This window comes from Paucimonas lemoignei (genome assembly GCF_004342585.1).
Taxonomy (GTDB): Bacteria; Pseudomonadota; Gammaproteobacteria; order Burkholderiales; family Burkholderiaceae_D; genus Paucimonas; species Paucimonas lemoignei.
In genome coordinates, this window is sequence record NZ_SLZQ01000002.1 from 383,808 (window position 1) to 401,305 (window position 17,498).

Below are 17,498 nucleotides of genomic sequence, written 5' to 3' on the forward strand. Positions count from 1 at the left end.
CACGATCCTGACGCTGGCTGCGCTGACAGTCGTGCTGATCGCGTTTCCCTTTGTCGCGTCGCAGTTCGGCAATTCCTGGGTGCGCATCATGGATTACGCGCTGCTGTATATCATGCTGGCGCTGGGGCTGAATATCGTTGTCGGGTTTGCCGGACTGCTGGACCTCGGCTACATCGCCTTCTATGCGCTGGGGGCGTACATGACCGGCCTGCTGGCTTCGCCGCAATTCGCCGTGGTGCTGGAATCCTTCGTCAATCAGTACCCTGAACTGGGAGCGTCGCTGGTGTCCTTCTTCGGCCCGGAGATCGCCAAGAATGGCATTCACCTCTCGGTCTGGCTGATCGTGCCGCTGGGCGCCTTGTTTGCCGGGATCCTGGGCGCCTTGCTTGGAGCGCCGACGCTGAAGCTGCGCGGCGATTATCTGGCGGTGGTCACGCTGGGCTTCGGCGAGATCATCCGCATTTTCATGAACAACCTGAGCGGCCCGGTCAATATCACCAATGGTCCGCAAGGCATCAACCTCATCGAGCCGATACGCATTGGCGGCGTGTCGCTGGCCGGCGAGGCGGGTTCGCAATCCACCGTTTACTTTGGCTCGTTCGCCATGCCTTCGGTGAACGCCTATTACTTCCTGTTCCTGTTCTTGTGCGTGGCGATCGTTTTTATTTCGTGGCGCTTGCAGCATTCCCGCTTGGGGCGAGCCTGGGTGGCGATCCGCGAAGATGAAATCGCCGCCAAGGCCATGGGCATCAATACCCGCAACATGAAGTTGCTGGCCTTCGCCATGGGTGCATCATTTGGCGGCGTGGCTGGCGCGATGTTCGCTTCGTTCCAGGGATTCGTTTCGCCGGAATCCTTCACCCTGATGGAATCGATTGCCGTGCTGGCGATGGTGGTGCTGGGCGGTATGGGGCACATTCCCGGCGTGATCCTCGGCGGCGTTTTGCTGGCGGCTTTGCCCGAAATCCTGCGTCACGTGGTGGAGCCGGCGCAGCACGCCATCTTCGGCAAGGTTGTCATCGAGGCCGAGGTGCTGCGTCAACTGCTCTATGGGCTGGCGATGGTGCTGATCATGCTGTTCCGTCCGGCCGGCATCTGGCCCGCGCCGCGCCATGAAGACCGGCCCGACGCCGATGTCGACCAGCCCGGCAAATCGACCGACGTGGTGGCGGCATGATGCATCAGGCGAGCGATACGAATCGCATTGGCATGGGTGCGGAATCGCCCGTCATCCTGGAAATCGCCGGCGTTGGCAAGCGTTTCGGCGGCTTGCAGGCGCTCTCGGATGTCAGTCTGCGCGTGCGCCAGGGCCAGGTGTATGGCTTGATCGGCCCGAACGGCGCAGGCAAGACAACTTGCTTCAACGTCATCACCGGGCTCTACCAGCCCGACACGGGCACGTTTTCGCTGGCCGGCAAGCCATATTCTCCTTCGGCTCCGCATAAGGTGGCAGAGGCAGGCATAGCCCGCACCTTTCAGAACATTCGCCTCTTCGGTGAAATGACGGCGCTGGAAAACGTCATGGTGGGTCGCCACGTGCGCACGCATCAAGGCGTGCTGGGCGCGATCCTGCGCCACAAGGCCGCGCGCGAGGAAGAGGCCGGCATCCGCCGCCGCGCCATGGAGCTGCTTGACTATGTCGGCATCGCCCGCCTGGCCAATCGCACTGCGCGCTATCTGTCGTATGGCGACCAGCGCCGCCTGGAAATCGCCCGCGCGCTGGCGACCGAGCCGCAACTGCTGGCGCTGGACGAACCGGCTGCCGGCATGAATGCCACCGAAAAGCTGGGACTGCGCGAACTGCTCCTGCGCATCAAGGCCGATGGCAAGACCATCCTGCTGATCGAGCATGACGTCAAGCTGGTGATGGGCTTGTGTGACCGCATTACGGTACTCGATTACGGCAAGCCGATTGCCGAAGGCACGCCGGCTGAAGTGCAGCAGAATCCCGCCGTCATCGAGGCATACCTGGGAGGTTCGGGCGCATGAGTGAACTCGATAAAACCGCAGCGGAAGTCATGCTGCGCATCGATAAGTTGCATATTGCCTATGGCGGTATCCAGGCGGTCAAGGGCATCGGACTGGAAGTGCGGCGCGGCGAACTGGTCACGCTGATCGGCGCCAACGGCGCCGGCAAGACCACCACGCTCAAGGCCATCACCGGCACCTTGCCGCAGTGCCGTGTCGAGGGTCATATCGAATACCTCGGCAAGACCATCAAGGGGCTGCATTCCTTCCAGCTGGTAGAGTCCGGCCTGGCGATGGTGCCGGAAGGGCGGGGCGTGTTTTCCCGCATGAGCATCCATGAAAACCTGGTGATGGGCGCCTATACCCGCAAGGACCGCGCCGACATCGAGGCCGATATCGAAAAATGGTATGGCATCTTCCCGCGCCTGAAGGAGCGGTCCTCGCAGTTGGCCGGCACGCTCTCCGGCGGCGAACAGCAGATGCTGGCGATGGCGCGCGCGTTGATGAGCCGGCCGCAGTTGCTGCTGCTTGACGAGCCGTCCATGGGGCTGGCGCCGATCATGGTGGAGCGCATTTTCCAGGTTGTGCGCGACATTTCGGCGCAAGGCATGACCATCCTGCTGGTCGAGCAGAACGCCCGGCTGGCTCTGCAAGCCGCTGATCGCGGTTATGTGATGGATTCGGGCTTGATCACCATGGCGGGGCCGGCCACTTCGCTGTTGGACGACCCGAGGGTACGCGAAGCCTATCTTGGCGAAGCTTGCGAGCCTTGAGGCTTCGTAGTGACACATTGCATGCGGCAAGCGAAATCGCGTACTGCCGCATGACTCTCCTGCCTCAGCCTTTGCGATAAGCGATGACCTCGTGCTGTTGCTGTCCGAGGCCGTCGATGCTGAGCGTGACGACATCGCCAGGCTTGAGAAAGCGCGGCGGCCGCATGCCCATGCCGACGCCCGGCGGCGTGCCGGTCGCGATGATATCGCCCGGCATGAGCGTCATGAAGCGGCTGACGTAGCTGACGATTTTCGCCGGCGAGAACACCATCGTTTTGGTATTCCCATCCTGCATGCGCTCGCCATTCACTTCCAGCCAGATGCCCAGCCTCTGCGGCTGCGGCACTTCATCCGTCGTCACGAGCCAGGGGCCGACCGGGCCGAAGGTGTCGCAACCCTTGCCCTTATCCCATTGCGGACCGCGCTCGAGCTGAAATTCGCGTTCGGATACATCGTTGATGACGCAATAGCCGGCGATGCATTCCATGGCTTCTTTTTGCGTGACATATTGCGCCTTGGTGCCGATGACGATGCCAAGCTCGACTTCCCAATCTGTCTTGCCTGATCCCTTGGGCAGCATGATCGGATCATCGGCGCCTGACAGGCAACTGGTCGCCTTCATGAAAATGACCGGCTCGGTAGGCAAGGGCATGCCTGCTTCTGCTGCATGGTCCGAATAGTTCAAGCCAATCGCGATGAATTTGCCGACACCTGCGACTGGCACGCCGAAGCGCGGCTTGCCGCGCACTGCCGGCAGGCGCTCGGGAGAAATCTTGGACAGGCGTGCGAGCGCCTTGGGTGATAACTGATTGGCGTCAATATCCGTAATAACGGACGATAAGTCTCTCAGGATGCCTGCCTGATCGATCAGGCCTGGCTTTTCCTTGCCAGGGCGGCCATAGCGGACCAGCTTCATATACTTTCCTTGTTGTGCAAATAAGGAAAGTGACTGTACATGAGCGCTGGTTCAGCTGGCAAGCAAGTATGTGTATATGTGAAGCGCGATCTGCTTCAACTCGGAATGACTACGCCAAAGATGAGAGACAGACCGATCAACATCGCGATCAGGATCAGCATGACGAGTAGAGGGATTTTCATTGGCGCCCTTTGCGGGAAGTAGAGGGAGAGGCTTTTCACTTGATCATGCCGGATTAGAAAAATGCGCCGCATGCAAGTTCCGCTGTTTCCTCGTCAAGCCATTTCCGACCCATATCTTTCCTCAAGGTAGATCCGGATTTCTCTTGAGCGATATCAAGTCAAATTACCAACCTGATCTTTTATCCCGTGCGATACCCATTAGCTTCAAGATGATGCAGCCAATTGATTGCGTCATTCATTCTTGAAACCCTTTCATACGAATGGAGAATAATCATGGGAAAACTACGATATGCGGGAGCCTTCGCGGTGATTGCCGTGGCGGCGTCCTCCGCCTGGGCACAGGTTACCGCGGACCTGTATGACTCGACTGACAAAGCGGTTGGGCAATATAAAGGAGATTCGGTAATCATCCAATATAACAATCAGCCAGCACGCATTTACCTGGATCAGCATTATGACTATGCAGCCAACCGGCCTGTTTCCAGCGGACTGACATGGAAGCGCGTGCCGGTCTATTATCAATCTGCGGATTGCACTGGCCAAGCCTATATCGGGACATCACCGACAGCCCCGACATCGGGCACCCAGAACCAGACGCCCACTACGGGCCCTGCGTATTCCCCGCCAGCATATGGCTCGCGTTACCTCGTCGCGCCATACCGCCAGGGCAATGACTGGAATGCGTATGTCAGTAATGAGAACCCAGCTTACGCGCAATATCAAATTCAATCGGAGCGCCAGTATGACGGCTCCTGCGCCGCAAGGTCCTATCCAAACCTCTGGGCCACGCCGGCTCAGACCAGCGTGCCCTTGAATACTTATGGCACGCCGCCGTTTTATGCGCGCTGATTTCGACAATAATGAAACGGGGGTACAGGATTCCGGCAGTGTGGAACATTCATCCTAGAATTGACCGGATTTGATTCCGATCTAGCGAAGGCATCCTGCGGCGACAGGATGCCTTGTTACCATAGCGTTGCGCACCTAAGCGAAATCGGGCCGGCATGCCTGCCGCGCCCATTCTCCATTCTGATAACCGATCGGGAAAATCATGGTGAACATCAAGCCGTATTTTTCTGTGGGAGCGGCAACGCTGACAATGTGCCTGGCCGGATGCGGCGGTGGTGACAGTACCGCAGGCGGCGAGTTCATTAACGCTACATCTACCTCCAGCACAGCGACTACGGCGACACCAGAAGGGCTTTATGCCGGCATTGCGTCAAACGGGCGCTACTTCAATACGCTGGTGCTGGAGAATAACCAGTACTACATTCTTTATGGAGGAGTGGCCGGAGACAGCTTCGGCGTCGCTGGCCTGATCACGGGAACCGGACAATCGGTCAACGGCAGTTTTACTTCGGCTGATGCGAGAGAGTTTCCCGCATTGGGAGTGCCGATCCTCGGAACATTGAGCGGTTCGTATGTGTCGGGAGCGAGTTTCAGCGCAGTGCTCACCACGCGCGGCACCGCTGTCACCTATGCAGGCACCTCATCCGCGCTCGCGACTTATGCTTACCATACCCGGGCAAGGCTGGAAGACATTGCCGGCGTCTGGAACTTGTTCACTGCGGCCGGCATTCCTGCTACGCTGACTATTTCGTCGACTGGCACGTATACCGGGACTTCTGCCGGTTGCGACTTCAGCGGCACGTTCACGCCGAGGGCAAGCGGCAAAAATGTATTCGATGTGACGATCCGGTTCGGCCCGTCACCATGCTTGCTGGCGGATCAGGTCGCAACAGGACATGCTGTCAGTTACTTGCTGAGAGATGGGAAACGGCAGTTGCTGGTGGCGGGAAGCGACGTTACCAGGAGCGTCGCAACCGTGTTGGCGGGACTTCGTTAGCGGGACCGGTTGGCGGAATTGCGGCGGCGAGACATCGCCACGCCAAACAATCCAAGGCCGAGCAGGACAGTAGTTGCCGGCTCCGGTACCTCGCTGCCGCCATTGAAGCCGCTATAGTGGCTCAGGCGCCCGATATTGCAGGCATTGTCATTTCCATTTCGGCAGTCACCGCCAGAAAGGTATTGGACATCCGCATTGGACCAGACAAGCTTGGTCAATTCGCCGACGTTCTGGAAAAAGAACGTATTTGCTGTAGCGTTGGTGCCGCCAATCCCGAATTTAAGGATAAAGTAACCCGGCGTATCGGGAGCAATGTCGAGAACCCATTGATCGGTTGTACCAGGATTCAGGAAGGCGTCGCCAAGATTGAAATCCAGCTTGAAATCCAAGACAAGAGAATCAATGCCAGTAAATGTTTTCAGCGCCGCCAGTTCTGTGGCGTCGCCAGAATTCGCCAGGTTGGCTTCGCCGATTTTGGTGTCGACAGCGTAAGCAGCATAAGCCACAGAGGTTTGTAGCGCGATGCCTGCAAACAGCAATGAACCCAGTAATTTTTTAACGCTCATGGTGGCCCCAAATATTTTCAAATCGAATGCTATCGAAATTGCAAGAAAGGTGCCAGTTAAGAAATGTTAATTAATTCAATGGCTTAGATTTTTTTGCGGCTTAGAAATGTAAGAGGGGCCGACATTTGGCACTAAATTAATTTATTTGGTGCAAGACTTGAAAGGACAGCTATTAACTGAAATTTCAAAAGAGGGAATTGCTTGGAATTGGTCCCGCCGACAGGAATCGAACCTGTATCTAGCGCTTAGGAGGCACTCGTTCTATCCATTGAACTACGGCGAGACGCTTGCAGGCAGTTAAATCACGCTGCGCCCGAGATTATAGCCGACCGCTTGAAAAATAAGATGAAAACTACATGTTAGAGCGGAGCGTTCAGCATAAAAATTGCAATAAATCATGTTATGGAAAGAGTGGAAATGCATACACTGGATGGGCCCGGACTCGGTACAATGCGGTCTGCACCTACCTGATAATCCTTCCTATGGCAGTCATTTCCCTTTCCGATGCACAATTGGCTTTTGGCCATGTCGCCTTGCTTGACCATACCGATTTTTCGCTGGAATCCGGCGAAAGGGTCGGCCTGATCGGTCGCAATGGCACAGGTAAATCCTCGCTCCTGAAAATCATCGCCGGCACCTCCAAGCTTGATGACGGCTTATTGGTCATGCAACAGGGATTAAAAATCGCCTACGTCGAACAGGAGCCGCAGTTTGCCGCCGATATGTCGGTATTCGACGCTGTCGCTTCCGGCTTGGGCAATCTGCAGGCGCTATTGACCGAGTACGACCAGCTGACCACACAATTCGGTGGCGACAATGACGACGCTCTGATGGAGCGCATGCACGATATCCAGGTGCAGCTCGATGCCGCCGATGCCTGGAACTTCAAGAGTCGCGTCGAGGCCACGCTGGATCGCCTGAGCCTGAACAAGGATGCGCGCATGGGGACGCTGTCAGGGGGCATGCAGAAACGCGTGGCGCTGGCATGTGCCCTGGTCAGCGTTCCCGACGTGCTCCTGCTGGACGAGCCGACCAATCATCTCGATTTCACCTCGATCCAGTGGCTGGAAGGCTTGCTGCGCGACTTCAAGGGCAGCGTGCTGTTCATTACCCATGACCGGCGTTTTCTCGACAATGTCGCCACGCGTATCGTCGAACTCGACCGTGGTCGCCTGTTGTCTTTCCCGGGTAACTTCAGCGCCTACCAGGCACGCAAGAAGGAATTGCTGGAAAACGAGGCGGTGGAAAATGCCAAGTTCGATAAATTCCTGGCACAGGAAGAAGTCTGGATCCGCAAAGGCGTGGAAGCGCGCCGCACGCGCAATGAGGGGCGCGTCAGGCGGCTGGAAGAATTGCGCCGCACTCGCAGCCAACGCCGCGATGTGCAAGGACAGGTCAAGCTCGATGTCGCTTCCGGCGAGCGCTCCGGCAAGATCGTGGCGGAACTGGAGCATGTCGACAAGCGCTATGGCGACAAGGTTATCGTACGCGATTTTTCTTCCATCTTGATGCGCGGCGACAAGATCGGCCTGATCGGTCCCAATGGCGCCGGCAAGACTACGCTTCTTAAACTGATTCTTGGCGAAGAGCAGGCGGACCGCGGCATGATCCGTCAGGGCAGCCGCTTGCAGGTAGCGTACTTCGACCAGATGCGCGCGCAACTGAACGAGGACACCAGCCTGGCCGACACCATCTCGCCAGGGAGCGACTGGGTGGAGATCAATGGACAGCGCAAGCATGTCATGACTTACCTGGCCGATTTCCTCTTCGCGCCGGAACGCGCCAGGTCGCCTGTGAAGTCCCTGTCGGGTGGCGAGCGTAACCGTCTATTGCTCGCCCGCCTGTTTGCCAAGCCGGCCAACGTGCTGGTGCTCGACGAGCCGACCAATGATCTCGACATCGAAACCCTGGAATTGCTGGAAGAGTTGCTGACTGATTACGACGGCACGGTTTTCCTGGTAAGCCATGACCGCGCCTTCCTGGACAATGTCGTCACCCAGGTGATCGTCGCTGAAGGCAATGGTGTCTGGCAAGAATATGTCGGCGGCTACAGCGACTGGGAACGCGTGCGTCCTGCGCCTGCAGCGCCGGCTTCATCGGCGAAAAATCCGGCGAAACCGGAGGTGAAGGCTGAAGCCAAGACCGAGGCCAACTCAGAGATCCGAAAGGAAACCGCCCAGGTTTCCGCCAACAAGCCGCGTAAGCTCAGTTACAAGGAACAGCGCGCACTCGAAGAACTTCCGGCACTGATCGCCAAGCTCGAAGAAGAACAGAAAGCCATCGCGGCTCGCCTGGCCGACCCGGAGTTGTACTCCAAGCAGCCGCAAGAAGTGCAGCTGCTGAATCATCGTTATGCCGAAATCGATGATTTGCTGATGGAAAGCCTGGAAAAGTGGGAAGCCATCGAATCCCTGAATAAGGGATAGTTTCTTTCGGCTTAATTCAAGCCGCGGCTGGCCCGGCGCAATTCCGAAAGCCGGACACGCAGGCTTTGCGCATCGGTGGCATAGGGGCACTCTGAAAGGTATGCCTGCAAGTCTTCCAGGGCAGCCTGCGGGCATTCCAGGTGAGCGTATGCCAAGCCGCGGTCGCGCCTTTCAGTGACTTCTCCGGGCAGCAGGATAACCAGGCGCTGCTGCACTTCCAGCATGCGTTCCCAATCCTGATTTTCGGAAAACAGCGCTTTCAGATTGTGCAGCATGCGCGCCAGGATGGCGCGCGGTGGGACGGTCTGCAGGTAAGCCGCCAGCGACAGTTCCGGATGATGGTAATGCCCCAGATACGGTTCCAGTCGTTCCTCCAGTTCTTCGCGTGACAGACTGATGCCGTTGAAAGGATCGAGAATGATTTCACCGGCGGGAATCGACAGCTTCATCAGGAAATGTCCGGGAAAGGCGACACCGCGCACTTCCAGGCCGATTTGCAGCGCGATTTCCATGTAGACCACTGCCAGCGAAATCGGGATGCCGCGCCGCGTCTCGATGACGCGTTGCAGGTAACTATTGGCGGGAGCGTAGTAATCGTTGACGTTGCCGGCAAAACCAAGTTCGTTGTAGAAGTAATGGTTCAGCATCCGCAGCTTCTGAATGTCGGATGCGTCCGCCGGCAAGCGGCGCTGCAACTGCGCCGCAAAACTGTCGACAGTTTCCTGGACGGCGCCGAAGTCGAGCCATGGATCGGCGTCCTGCGCAATCGCCAGCGCGGCTTCGAACAGCGGAAAATCTTCGTCCTGTTGCACCAGAGCGGAAAAGTAATCGAGAGCGCTGATCATCTTTGTCCAAACAGTCAATATATCAATCATCATACTGCCTGGACGCCCTCGATGCTATGGGGTCAGGCAGTCTTGCGCTTGAAATCCTTGGGGCGAAAACCCATGACAAACAAGGCTGCAAAATAGGTCAGCACACAGATGCTCCCCACGAGGGCCAGTGCGCCCACCCTGAATAAAGGCTGAGCCTGCAACGCGATCCAGTCAAAGTGACCTGCACTCCATGAAGCCGCGCCTGCCATCAGGATGACGGCGCCAGCCAGTTTGACGAAGAAGAGGGCCCAGCCGCTTTGTGCATGATAGATGCCGCGCCGGCGCAATCCCCGGAACAGCAGGCTCGCATTCAGGCAGGCGCCCAATCCCACTGACAGCGCCAGTCCTGCATGCGCGATCCACGGTACAAAAGCATAGTTCATCAACTGAGTGGCAACCAGTACGCCAATGGCGATTTTGACAGGCGTTTTGATATCTTGTTTCGCGTAAAAGCCTGGTGCCAGAATTTTTACAAGGATCAGGCCGAGCAAGCCGACGCCATAGGCGATCAAGGCTTGTTCAGTCATTTTGACCGCTTGCACAGAGAATTTCCCGTAGTGAAAGAGAGTGGTTGTCAATGGCTCGGAAAGGACAGCCAAGGCGACGGCGGCTGGCAAGGCAAGCAAGAAGGTTAAGCGCAAGCCCCAGTCCAGCAATGACGAATACTCCGCAGGGTCGCCATCCGCATGCGCCTTTGAAAGACTGGGAAGAAGAATGGTGCCAAGCGCTACGCCCAACATTCCAGTGGGAAATTCCATCAAGCGGTCTGCATAGTTCAGCCAGGACACGCTGCCGTCTGCAAGCCGAGAAGCGATATTGGTATTGATGATGATGCTGACCTGTCCGACCGAGACAGCAAATGTGGCCGGAAGCATTTGCCGCAAGACGCGGCGCACGCCAGGATCGTTCCATGCAGTAAAAGGATTAATGGCGATCCTCGGCAGCATGCCGATCTTTTTCAATGCGGGCAATTGGATGGCCAGTTGCAGCACGCCGCCGATAAAGACTGCGATCGCCAGGGCATATACCGGTTGCTTCAAGTGCGGCGCGAGGAAAAGCGAAGCAGCGATAAAGGCCAGGTTGAGCAAAACCGGAGTGAAGGCGGGAACCCGGAATTCGCGCCAGGTATTGAGGATGCCGCCGGCCAGCGCGACAAAGGACATGAACCCGATGTAGGGGAACATAATCCGCGTCATCGTAACGGTGGTCTGGAATACGTCGCCTTCCTCTTTCAAGCCGGTCGCGATGAAATACACGACCGTCGGTGCGGCAAGAATGCCGGCCAGGCTGGTCAATACCAGTGCCCACACGAGAATGGTGGCGACATGATCCGCCAGTTCCTTGGTGGCAGTTTCACCGCGCTGGTTTTTGTATTCGGCGAGAATCGGCACGAATGCCTGCGAAAACGCTCCCTCGGCGAACAGGCGGCGCAGCAGATTGGGAATGCGGAAAGCCACGAAAAACGCATCGGTATATGCGGAAGCGCCAAATGCGCGGGCTATCAGGAATTCGCGCAGCAGGCCGGTGATGCGCGATAACAGGGTCATGCCGGATACGGTGACCAGGGCTTTATACAGGTTCATGCGGGCAATTATAGCTTGCAAGCCCGCATGGCCAATGGATAAAAGCGCGTGCTTCTGCTCGACTGAAATGGAAATAAAACAAATGAAATCAAATAGATATGAGGCGATTAACAAGTGACTGGAAGACGTGGCATGACAGATAAATTCCGCAAACCAAGGAATAGATTGCCAACCCGATGAAAAAAGCTTATACTCGACGGCTTTACAGAATTTGGCTCGTGGTACCTGCACCGATGGGTATTGCGAACGCATTACTCGGACATCGATTAGGATATTTTCATGGCAAATACCGCACAAGCGCGCAAGCGTGCTCGTCAAGCAGTCAAGCTGAATGCTCATAACTCCAGCCAGCGTTCCACGCTGCGTACCGCGATCAAGGCCGTGCGCAAGGCGATCGAAGCTGGTGACAAGGCTGCTGCCACTCAGGTTTTCCAGGCATCCGTGTCCACGATCGACACCATCGCTGACAAGAACATCATTCACAAGAACAAGGCTGCTCGTCATAAGAGCCGCCTGGCTGCTGCCATCAAGGCCCTAGCCTGATAAGGCTTGCCTGGATCCGCTCCAGGCAGAGGCAGTACAGTGAATGAAAAAGCCGCGTAGCATACGCGGCTTTTGTTGTTGGTGTTTCGGCTTAACGGGGCAAGCCTTCTACGACGGTTCCAGGCTTGATGTTCTTCTGCTTGAACCAGCCCTGATTCATTTCCAGGGCATATTTAACCGGCTTCTCGCCGCAATGCGACTCCGTGCTTTGCGGCTTCATATCCGCGATATTGACGATTTTTCCCTGGTCGTCGATAAAGGCTACCGATAGCGGGATCAGGGTATTCTTCATCCACATGCAAACCGTGGTCGGCGCGCCGAACAAAAACACCATCCCTTCGTTGGTCCCCATTTTTTCCCTGAACATCAAGCCCTGTTCGCGCTGAGCAGGCGTGGCGGCAGCTTCCGCCTGAATTACATGGATGCCGATATTCAGCGGAATGGTCCGGAATTTCGTGGGCTGCTGGGCTGCCGCGGTGCCGGCGCCAAGAAGTAGCGCGGCAGTCAGGGTGGCATGGAACAGCGGAATAAAAGGATTTTTCATGCTGAAGTCAAAAAGATGGGAATAGGCTGATCATACAAAAATAGCGGAAAACAAAAAAGGCAGGACGCGCCTGCCTTTTTGCTTATTACTGATTGCCTATTACTTGGCAGCGGCAGCATGCTTTGCATGGCGCTTGGCTTTTTTGTGGGACTTCTTCGCAGCTGCTTTCTTGGCCGGAGCTTTTTCAGCGGCAGGAGCTGCAGGAGCGGCAGCAGGAGCTGCAGCTTGAGCGAAAACGGAAGTGGCGAACAGGCCGGCAACCAGGGCAGCAAGAATCTTCTTCATGTGTGACTCCTAATAAGTATTCGTGAGATTGGATGATTCTGTCGAATCATTGCCTATAACGATGCCTGGAGCATCCGGTTGACAAGATTGCCTGGCGATTCAAATTATTTTCGTCGAGTGAATTGACTGTTGCGATTCCATGCCCAGCCGAGGCATATGCCGGGCAGACTGGATTGGCAAAAATGCTTGATCCACTTATTTAACCAATTCTTCCTGGCTGACTTCGCTCCACTCCCCCGGCAAAAGCGGGTGGGTTTCCAGTGCAAAGGGGCCAATCGCGATCCGGATCAGCCGCAGGGTAGGAAGGCCGACCGCTGCGGTCATGCGGCGGACCTGGCGGTTTTTACCTTCGGTCAAGGTAATGGCGAGCCAGCTTGTAGGGCTATTGGCTCGTTGGCGGATCGGCGGATTGCGCGGCCACACCCACTCCGGCTCGAGAATGCGCCGGGCCTGGCAGGGGCGGGTAATGAAATCGCCCAGATCCAGCGGCCCGGACAAACGCTCCAGTTGAGCGGTATCGGGGCAACCTTCGACTTGAACGATATAGGTCTTGGGTTGCTTGCGCGCCGGGTGGCTCAGGTCATGCTGAAGCTTGCCGTCGTCGGTCAACAGAACAAGCCCCTCGCTATCGGCATCCAGCCGCCCTGCGGGATAAATGCCGGGAATCGATAGATAGTCCGCCAGCGTGGGTCTCTCCGGGTGCGGAGAAAACTGGCACATGACTTGAAACGGCTTATTGAAAAGAATGAGCGGCATGTTGATCCTGGACGGGAAGGGTGTGCGGACCGCGCGTATGATTTTACAGCCCTGGCTCAAGTGGAACCGGATGGTCTGCAGGGTTGCTGGCGCTTGTCAGTATTCCAAATTATTGCCACAATATGGCACAAAGTGAAATTTTAGTGCATAACATGAAATATTTGCCTCGTGCGTTACATATGTTAAGTATGAGGCTGGCATGAGATTCCGAACCGGCGGTTGAAGAAAAGACACCCGGCCACTTCCTCCTTCCACCTGGAGACCAAGATGTTTCAACATATTAAAGAGCCTACTGACGGCAAAAAGATCAGCGTTAATTCCGACTTTTCCCTGAACGTTCCTGAAAACCCGATCATTCCCTACATCGAGGGTGACGGTACCGGCGTGGATATCAGCCCGGTCATGATCAAGGTGGTCGATGCTGCCGTTGCCAAAGCCTATGGCGGCAAGCGCAAGATCAGCTGGATGGAGATCTATGCCGGCGAAAAATCGACCAAGGTCTATGGCCCGGACGTCTGGCTGCCGGATGAAACTCTGCAGGTCCTGAAGGATTACGTCGTATCGATCAAGGGTCCCCTGACTACTCCGGTTGGTGGCGGCATCCGTTCGCTGAACGTGGCGCTGCGTCAGGAACTCGACCTGTACGTCTGCCTGCGCCCGGTACGCTACTTCAAGGGCGTTCCCTCGCCGCTGCGCGAGCCGGAAAAGACCGACATGGTGATCTTCCGTGAAAACTCCGAAGACATCTATGCCGGTATCGAATGGGCCGAAGGCTCCGACGGCGCCAAGAAGGTGATCGAATTCCTGACCAAGGAAATGGGCGTCAAGAAGATCCGTTTCCCGGGCTCCTCGGGCATCGGCATCAAGCCGGTCTCGCGTGAAGGCACCGAGCGCCTGGTGCGCAAGGCGATCCAGTACGCGATCGACAATGACAAGCCGTCGGTGACCATTGTCCACAAGGGCAATATCATGAAGTACACCGAAGGCGGCTTCCGTGACTGGGGCTATGCCTTGGCGCAGCGCGAATTCGGCGCCGAGCTGATCGATGGCGGCCCATGGTGCAAGTTCAAGAATCCGAAGACCGGCAGGGAAATCATCGTCAAGGATTCGATTGCCGACGCTTTCCTGCAGCAAATCCTGCTGCGCCCGAACGAATACAGCGTGATCGCGACACTGAATCTGAACGGCGACTACATTTCCGACGCCCTGGCTGCGCAAGTCGGCGGCATCGGTATTGCGCCGGGCGCCAACATGTCGGATTCGGTAGCGATGTTCGAAGCGACCCACGGCACTGCACCGAAATATGCAGGCAAGGATTACGTCAATCCAGGTTCGCTGATCCTTTCGGCGGAAATGATGCTGCGTCACATGGGCTGGAACGAAGCGGCTGACCTGATCATCAGTTCGATGGAAAAATCCATTGCATCGAAGCGAGTCACCTATGACTTCGCCCGTCTGATGGAAGGCGCGACACAAGTATCATGCTCGGGCTTTGGCGAGGTCATGATCGAAAATATGTAATTCATCCTTGGAGCACCAAGGCAACCGGGCCCTAGTGCCCGGTTTTTTTATGGAGTAAGCTGAAATTCCCTTAGCTTCGGCAACGATGAGGGGGGCAGGCGCCAAGCTCAAAAGTCAGTGTCGTCGCCTGACCCATCAAACGTCTACATCTCGTCCGCTTTTGGGTGACGAAGATGAGGATCTATGGCCTTCATTCATTTGCATAATGTGAAAGGCTGATGCATAATATGGTGTTCGTCTTATGTCTTATATAAGACCTGATTTCACCGCACACATGCCCTGTCCCTCCTTCTCTCTTAAGAGATGTAGAAGAGCAAGAGTAATGCGTTGACCCTCGCCTGAACAGGCGAGAACTTTCAGATTACGAATTCCAAAAAATTTCCCGAAAGCCAAGGAAAGAGCACATGAGCAGCGACCCGACCATTATCTATACGTTAACCGACGAAGCGCCCTTGCTGGCAACTTATTCATTTCTGCCAATTATCAGCACCTTCACCAAGCCGGCTGGCATTCGCATTGAACAGAGCGACATTTCGGTCGCGGCGCGCATTCTGGGCAACTTTCCCGAATACCTGGCGCCGGAGCAGCGCGTGCCCGACACGCTCGCTGAATTAGGCAAGAAGACGCTCGATCCGGACGCCAACATCATCAAGCTGCCCAATATCAGCGCATCGATGCCGCAGCTCCTGGCAGCGATCAAGGAACTCCAGGGCAAGGGCTACAAGATTCCGGATTATCCGGCTGATCCGAAAAACGATGAGGAAAAGGAAATCAGGGCACGCTATGCCAAGTGTGTCGGCTCTTCCGTTAACCCGGTTCTGCGTGAAGGTAACTCCGATCGCCGTGCGCCGCGCGCAGTAAAGGAATACGCCCGCAAGAATCCGCATTCGATGGGCGAATGGGCGCAGGCTTCGCGCACCCACGTGTCGCACATGCATGGCGGCGATTTTTACCACGGTGAAAAATCGATGACCCTGGACCGCTCACGTGACGTGAAGATGGAACTCATCACCAAGAGCGGCAAGACACTGATCCTGAAACCCAAGGTTTCCCTGCAGGCTGGCGAAATCATCGACTCGATGTTCATGAGCGTCAAGGCGCTGTGCGACTTCTACGAGCGCCAGATCGAAGACGCGCGCAAGTCCAACGTGCTGTTCTCGCTGCACGTCAAGGCCACCATGATGAAGGTGTCCCACCCGATCGTCTTTGGCCACTGCGTAAAGATTTTCTACAAGGACGCGTTCAAGAAGCACGGCGCGCTGTTAGATAGCCTTGGCGTGAACGTCAACAATGGCATGGTCGATCTGTACAACAAGATTGCCAAGCTGCCCGATTCGCAGCGCGAAGAGATCATGCGCGACCTCCATGCTTGCCATGAGAATCGTCCGGAACTGGCGATGGTCGATTCGTCCAAGGGCATCACGAACTTCCATTCGCCCAGCGACGTCATCGTCGATGCCTCGATGCCGGCCATGATCCGTGCCGGTGGCAAGATGTACGGCGCCGACGGCCGCCTGAAAGAAGTCAAGGCGGTGATGCCGGAGAGTACATTCGCACGTATCTATCAGGAAATCATCAACTTTTGCAAATGGCATGGTGCATTCGACCCGCGCACGATGGGCACCGTGCCCAACGTGGGCCTGATGGCGCAACAGGCGGAAGAATATGGTTCGCACGACAAGACGTTCGAGATTCCGGAAGACGGCGTGGCCAACATCACCGATCTGGCTACCGGCGAAGTGCTGCTGACGCAGAATGTCGAGCAGGGCGACATCTGGCGCATGTGCCAGGTCAAGGATGCACCGATCCGCGACTGGGTCAAGCTGGCCGTCACGCGCGCCCGCAACTCGGGCATGCCAGCCGTGTTCTGGCTCGATTCCTACCGTCCGCATGAGAATGAGCTGATCAAGAAGGTCAAGACTTACCTGAAGGATCACGATACGACCGGACTGGATATCCAGATCATGTCGCAGGTGCGTGCCATGCGCTACACGCTCGAACGCGTGATGCGTGGCCTCGACACCATTTCGGTTACCGGCAATATCCTGCGCGACTACCTGACTGACTTGTTCCCGATCCTCGAGTTGGGCACCAGCGCGAAGATGTTGTCCATCGTTCCGCTGATGGCTGGCGGCGGCATGTACGAAACCGGCGCCGGCGGCTCGGCTCCGAAGCACGTGCAGCAGCTGGTTGAAGAAAACCATCTCCGCTGGGATTCGCTGGGTGAATTCCTCGCACTGACGGCAAGCCTGGAAGATCTGGGCATCAAGACCGGCAACGCCAGGGCCAAACTCCTGGCCAAGACGCTGGATGCGGCGACCGGCAAGCTGCTGGACAATCGCAAGTCGCCTTCCCCCAAGACCGGTGAGCTCGACAACCGTGGCAGCCAGTTTTACCTGTCCATGTACTGGGCCCAGGAATTGGCAGCACAGCAGGAGGACGCTGAACTTGGCGCTTACTTTGCGCCGCTGGCGAAGGCGCTGGCCGACAACGAGCAGAAAATCGTTGCCGAGCTGATCGAAGTCCAGGGCAAGCCGGTCGACATCGGCGGCTATTACAAAGTTGACGACGCCAAGTTGAAGGCAGTCATGCGCCCGAGTACGACGTTCAACTCGGCGCTGCAGACCGTAGGTGCCTGATATAAAAGCGGCGCACCGCTCGGTGCGCCGTTAGATTCGTGTAAAAAACAAAAAACCCCGCGGTAGCGGGGTTTT

General features: G+C 56.6%; 16 protein-coding genes and 1 tRNA gene. 9 read left to right on the plus strand and 8 right to left on the minus strand.

Going from position 1 to position 17,498, the window contains the following annotated elements; genetic code table 11:
• Positions 1-4: 4 nt before the first annotated feature.
• Genes EDC30_RS05055 through EDC30_RS05065 form a run of 3 tightly spaced genes read left to right on the plus strand, consistent with a single transcriptional unit; the run spans position 5 to position 2,741 of the window.
• Complete coding sequence (locus EDC30_RS05055) at positions 5-1,177, plus strand: ABC transporter permease subunit (RefSeq protein ID WP_424446902.1); 1,173 nt, start codon at positions 5-7, stop codon at positions 1,175-1,177.
• Positions 1,174-1,989: an ABC transporter ATP-binding protein gene (locus EDC30_RS05060; RefSeq protein WP_424446899.1), complete on the plus strand. Its 816-nt coding sequence runs from the start codon at positions 1,174-1,176 to the stop codon at positions 1,987-1,989. Before EDC30_RS05055 ends, EDC30_RS05060 begins: the two co-directional genes overlap by 4 nt.
• The gene (locus EDC30_RS05065; RefSeq protein WP_132257690.1) at positions 1,986-2,741 is read left to right on the plus strand and encodes an ABC transporter ATP-binding protein; all 756 of its coding nucleotides are present in this window, start codon (positions 1,986-1,988) and stop codon (positions 2,739-2,741) included. The genes EDC30_RS05060 and EDC30_RS05065 overlap by 4 nt, the downstream gene beginning before the upstream one ends.
• Positions 2,742-2,805: 64 nt before the next feature.
• Here the strand turns inward: EDC30_RS05065 and EDC30_RS05070 are convergent, their stop codons facing one another.
• Positions 2,806-3,657, minus strand: coding sequence for a fumarylacetoacetate hydrolase family protein (locus EDC30_RS05070; RefSeq protein ID WP_132257691.1), 852 nt, complete (start codon positions 3,655-3,657; stop codon positions 2,806-2,808).
• A 455-nt stretch (positions 3,658-4,112) separates the two neighbouring features.
• On the opposite strand from EDC30_RS05070, the gene EDC30_RS05075 reads away from it, so the two are divergent.
• Positions 4,113-4,688, plus strand: coding sequence for a hypothetical protein (locus EDC30_RS05075; protein WP_132257692.1), 576 nt, complete (start codon positions 4,113-4,115; stop codon positions 4,686-4,688).
• 202 nt (positions 4,689-4,890) lie between these two features.
• Positions 4,891-5,685 carry a hypothetical protein gene (locus EDC30_RS05080; protein ID WP_132257693.1) on the plus strand — a complete coding sequence of 265 codons (795 nt, stop codon included), beginning with the start codon at positions 4,891-4,893 and terminating at the stop codon, positions 5,683-5,685.
• On the opposite strand, the gene EDC30_RS05085 is transcribed toward EDC30_RS05080, so the two are convergent.
• Together EDC30_RS05085 and EDC30_RS05090 are read right to left on the minus strand one after the other, a co-directional pair.
• Positions 5,682-6,251 carry a PEP-CTERM sorting domain-containing protein gene (locus EDC30_RS05085; protein WP_132257694.1) on the minus strand — a complete coding sequence of 190 codons (570 nt, stop codon included), beginning with the start codon at positions 6,249-6,251 and terminating at the stop codon, positions 5,682-5,684. The genes EDC30_RS05080 and EDC30_RS05085 overlap by 4 nt on opposite strands.
• Before the next feature lie 208 nt (positions 6,252-6,459).
• Positions 6,460-6,534: transfer RNA gene (locus EDC30_RS05090), tRNA-Arg, on the minus strand.
• Positions 6,535-6,733: 199 nt separating this feature from the next.
• On the opposite strand from EDC30_RS05090, the gene EDC30_RS05095 reads away from it, so the two are divergent.
• A complete protein-coding gene (locus EDC30_RS05095) occupies positions 6,734-8,677 on the plus strand; it encodes an ATP-binding cassette domain-containing protein (protein WP_132257695.1) in 1,944 nt (647 codons plus the stop codon).
• Between the two features lie 11 nt (positions 8,678-8,688).
• Here the strand turns inward: EDC30_RS05095 and EDC30_RS05100 are convergent, their stop codons facing one another.
• A complete protein-coding gene (locus EDC30_RS05100) occupies positions 8,689-9,522 on the minus strand; it encodes a SirB1 family protein (protein WP_132257696.1) in 834 nt (277 codons plus the stop codon).
• A 62-nt stretch (positions 9,523-9,584) separates the two neighbouring features.
• Entirely contained in the window at positions 9,585-11,135 is a 1,551-nt protein-coding gene (murJ, locus tag EDC30_RS05105; protein ID WP_132257697.1) for a murein biosynthesis integral membrane protein MurJ, read from the minus strand.
• Between the two features lie 279 nt (positions 11,136-11,414).
• Between murJ and rpsT the strand changes: the two genes are divergently transcribed.
• Entirely contained in the window at positions 11,415-11,678 is a 264-nt protein-coding gene (rpsT, locus tag EDC30_RS05110; RefSeq protein ID WP_132257698.1) for a 30S ribosomal protein S20, read from the plus strand.
• 91 nt (positions 11,679-11,769) lie between these two features.
• Here rpsT and EDC30_RS05115 read toward each other — a convergent pair whose 3' ends face one another.
• The 3 genes from EDC30_RS05115 to EDC30_RS05125 all read right to left on the minus strand — a co-directional run bounded on the left by EDC30_RS05115 (position 11,770) and on the right by EDC30_RS05125 (position 13,263).
• The gene (locus EDC30_RS05115; RefSeq protein WP_132257699.1) at positions 11,770-12,222 is read right to left on the minus strand and encodes a DUF192 domain-containing protein; all 453 of its coding nucleotides are present in this window, start codon (positions 12,220-12,222) and stop codon (positions 11,770-11,772) included.
• Positions 12,223-12,321: 99 nt separating this feature from the next.
• Positions 12,322-12,507 carry a hypothetical protein gene (locus tag EDC30_RS05120; protein ID WP_132257700.1) on the minus strand — a complete coding sequence of 62 codons (186 nt, stop codon included), beginning with the start codon at positions 12,505-12,507 and terminating at the stop codon, positions 12,322-12,324.
• Between the two features lie 195 nt (positions 12,508-12,702).
• Positions 12,703-13,263 carry a pseudouridine synthase gene (locus tag EDC30_RS05125; protein ID WP_132257701.1) on the minus strand — a complete coding sequence of 187 codons (561 nt, stop codon included), beginning with the start codon at positions 13,261-13,263 and terminating at the stop codon, positions 12,703-12,705.
• A 267-nt stretch (positions 13,264-13,530) separates the two neighbouring features.
• Here EDC30_RS05125 and icd point away from each other — a divergent pair, with 267 nt between their 5' ends.
• Together icd and EDC30_RS05135 are read left to right on the plus strand one after the other, a co-directional pair.
• Positions 13,531-14,784 carry an NADP-dependent isocitrate dehydrogenase gene (gene icd / locus EDC30_RS05130; protein WP_132257702.1) on the plus strand — a complete coding sequence of 418 codons (1,254 nt, stop codon included), beginning with the start codon at positions 13,531-13,533 and terminating at the stop codon, positions 14,782-14,784.
• A gap of 404 nt (positions 14,785-15,188) precedes the next feature.
• A complete protein-coding gene (locus tag EDC30_RS05135; RefSeq protein WP_132257703.1) occupies positions 15,189-17,423 on the plus strand; it encodes an NADP-dependent isocitrate dehydrogenase in 2,235 nt (744 codons plus the stop codon).
• The last annotated feature ends 75 nt before the right edge of the window (positions 17,424-17,498 follow it).

Excerpts from the sequence above, each read along its gene's own strand:
- EDC30_RS05060 (WP_424446899.1), top strand. The coding sequence starts at position 1,174 with ATGATGCATCAGGCGAGCGATACGAATCGCATTGGCATGGGTGCGGAA.
- EDC30_RS05065 (WP_132257690.1), top strand. The coding sequence starts at position 1,986 with ATGAGTGAACTCGATAAAACCGCAGCGGAAGTCATGCTGCGCATCGAT.
- EDC30_RS05070 (WP_132257691.1), bottom strand. The coding sequence starts at position 3,657 with ATGAAGCTGGTCCGCTATGGCCGCCCTGGCAAGGAAAAGCCAGGCCTG.
- EDC30_RS05075 (WP_132257692.1), top strand. The coding sequence starts at position 4,113 with ATGGGAAAACTACGATATGCGGGAGCCTTCGCGGTGATTGCCGTGGCG.
- EDC30_RS05080 (WP_132257693.1), top strand. The coding sequence starts at position 4,891 with ATGGTGAACATCAAGCCGTATTTTTCTGTGGGAGCGGCAACGCTGACA.
- EDC30_RS05085 (WP_132257694.1), bottom strand. The coding sequence starts at position 6,251 with ATGAGCGTTAAAAAATTACTGGGTTCATTGCTGTTTGCAGGCATCGCG.
- EDC30_RS05095 (WP_132257695.1), top strand. The coding sequence starts at position 6,734 with ATGGCAGTCATTTCCCTTTCCGATGCACAATTGGCTTTTGGCCATGTC.
- EDC30_RS05100 (WP_132257696.1), bottom strand. The coding sequence starts at position 9,522 with ATGATCAGCGCTCTCGATTACTTTTCCGCTCTGGTGCAACAGGACGAA.
- murJ (WP_132257697.1), bottom strand. The coding sequence starts at position 11,135 with ATGAACCTGTATAAAGCCCTGGTCACCGTATCCGGCATGACCCTGTTA.
- rpsT (WP_132257698.1), top strand. The coding sequence starts at position 11,415 with ATGGCAAATACCGCACAAGCGCGCAAGCGTGCTCGTCAAGCAGTCAAG.
- EDC30_RS05115 (WP_132257699.1), bottom strand. The coding sequence starts at position 12,222 with ATGAAAAATCCTTTTATTCCGCTGTTCCATGCCACCCTGACTGCCGCG.
- EDC30_RS05120 (WP_132257700.1), bottom strand. The coding sequence starts at position 12,507 with ATGAAGAAGATTCTTGCTGCCCTGGTTGCCGGCCTGTTCGCCACTTCC.
- EDC30_RS05125 (WP_132257701.1), bottom strand. The coding sequence starts at position 13,263 with ATGCCGCTCATTCTTTTCAATAAGCCGTTTCAAGTCATGTGCCAGTTT.
- icd (WP_132257702.1), top strand. The coding sequence starts at position 13,531 with ATGTTTCAACATATTAAAGAGCCTACTGACGGCAAAAAGATCAGCGTT.
- EDC30_RS05135 (WP_132257703.1), top strand. The coding sequence starts at position 15,189 with ATGAGCAGCGACCCGACCATTATCTATACGTTAACCGACGAAGCGCCC.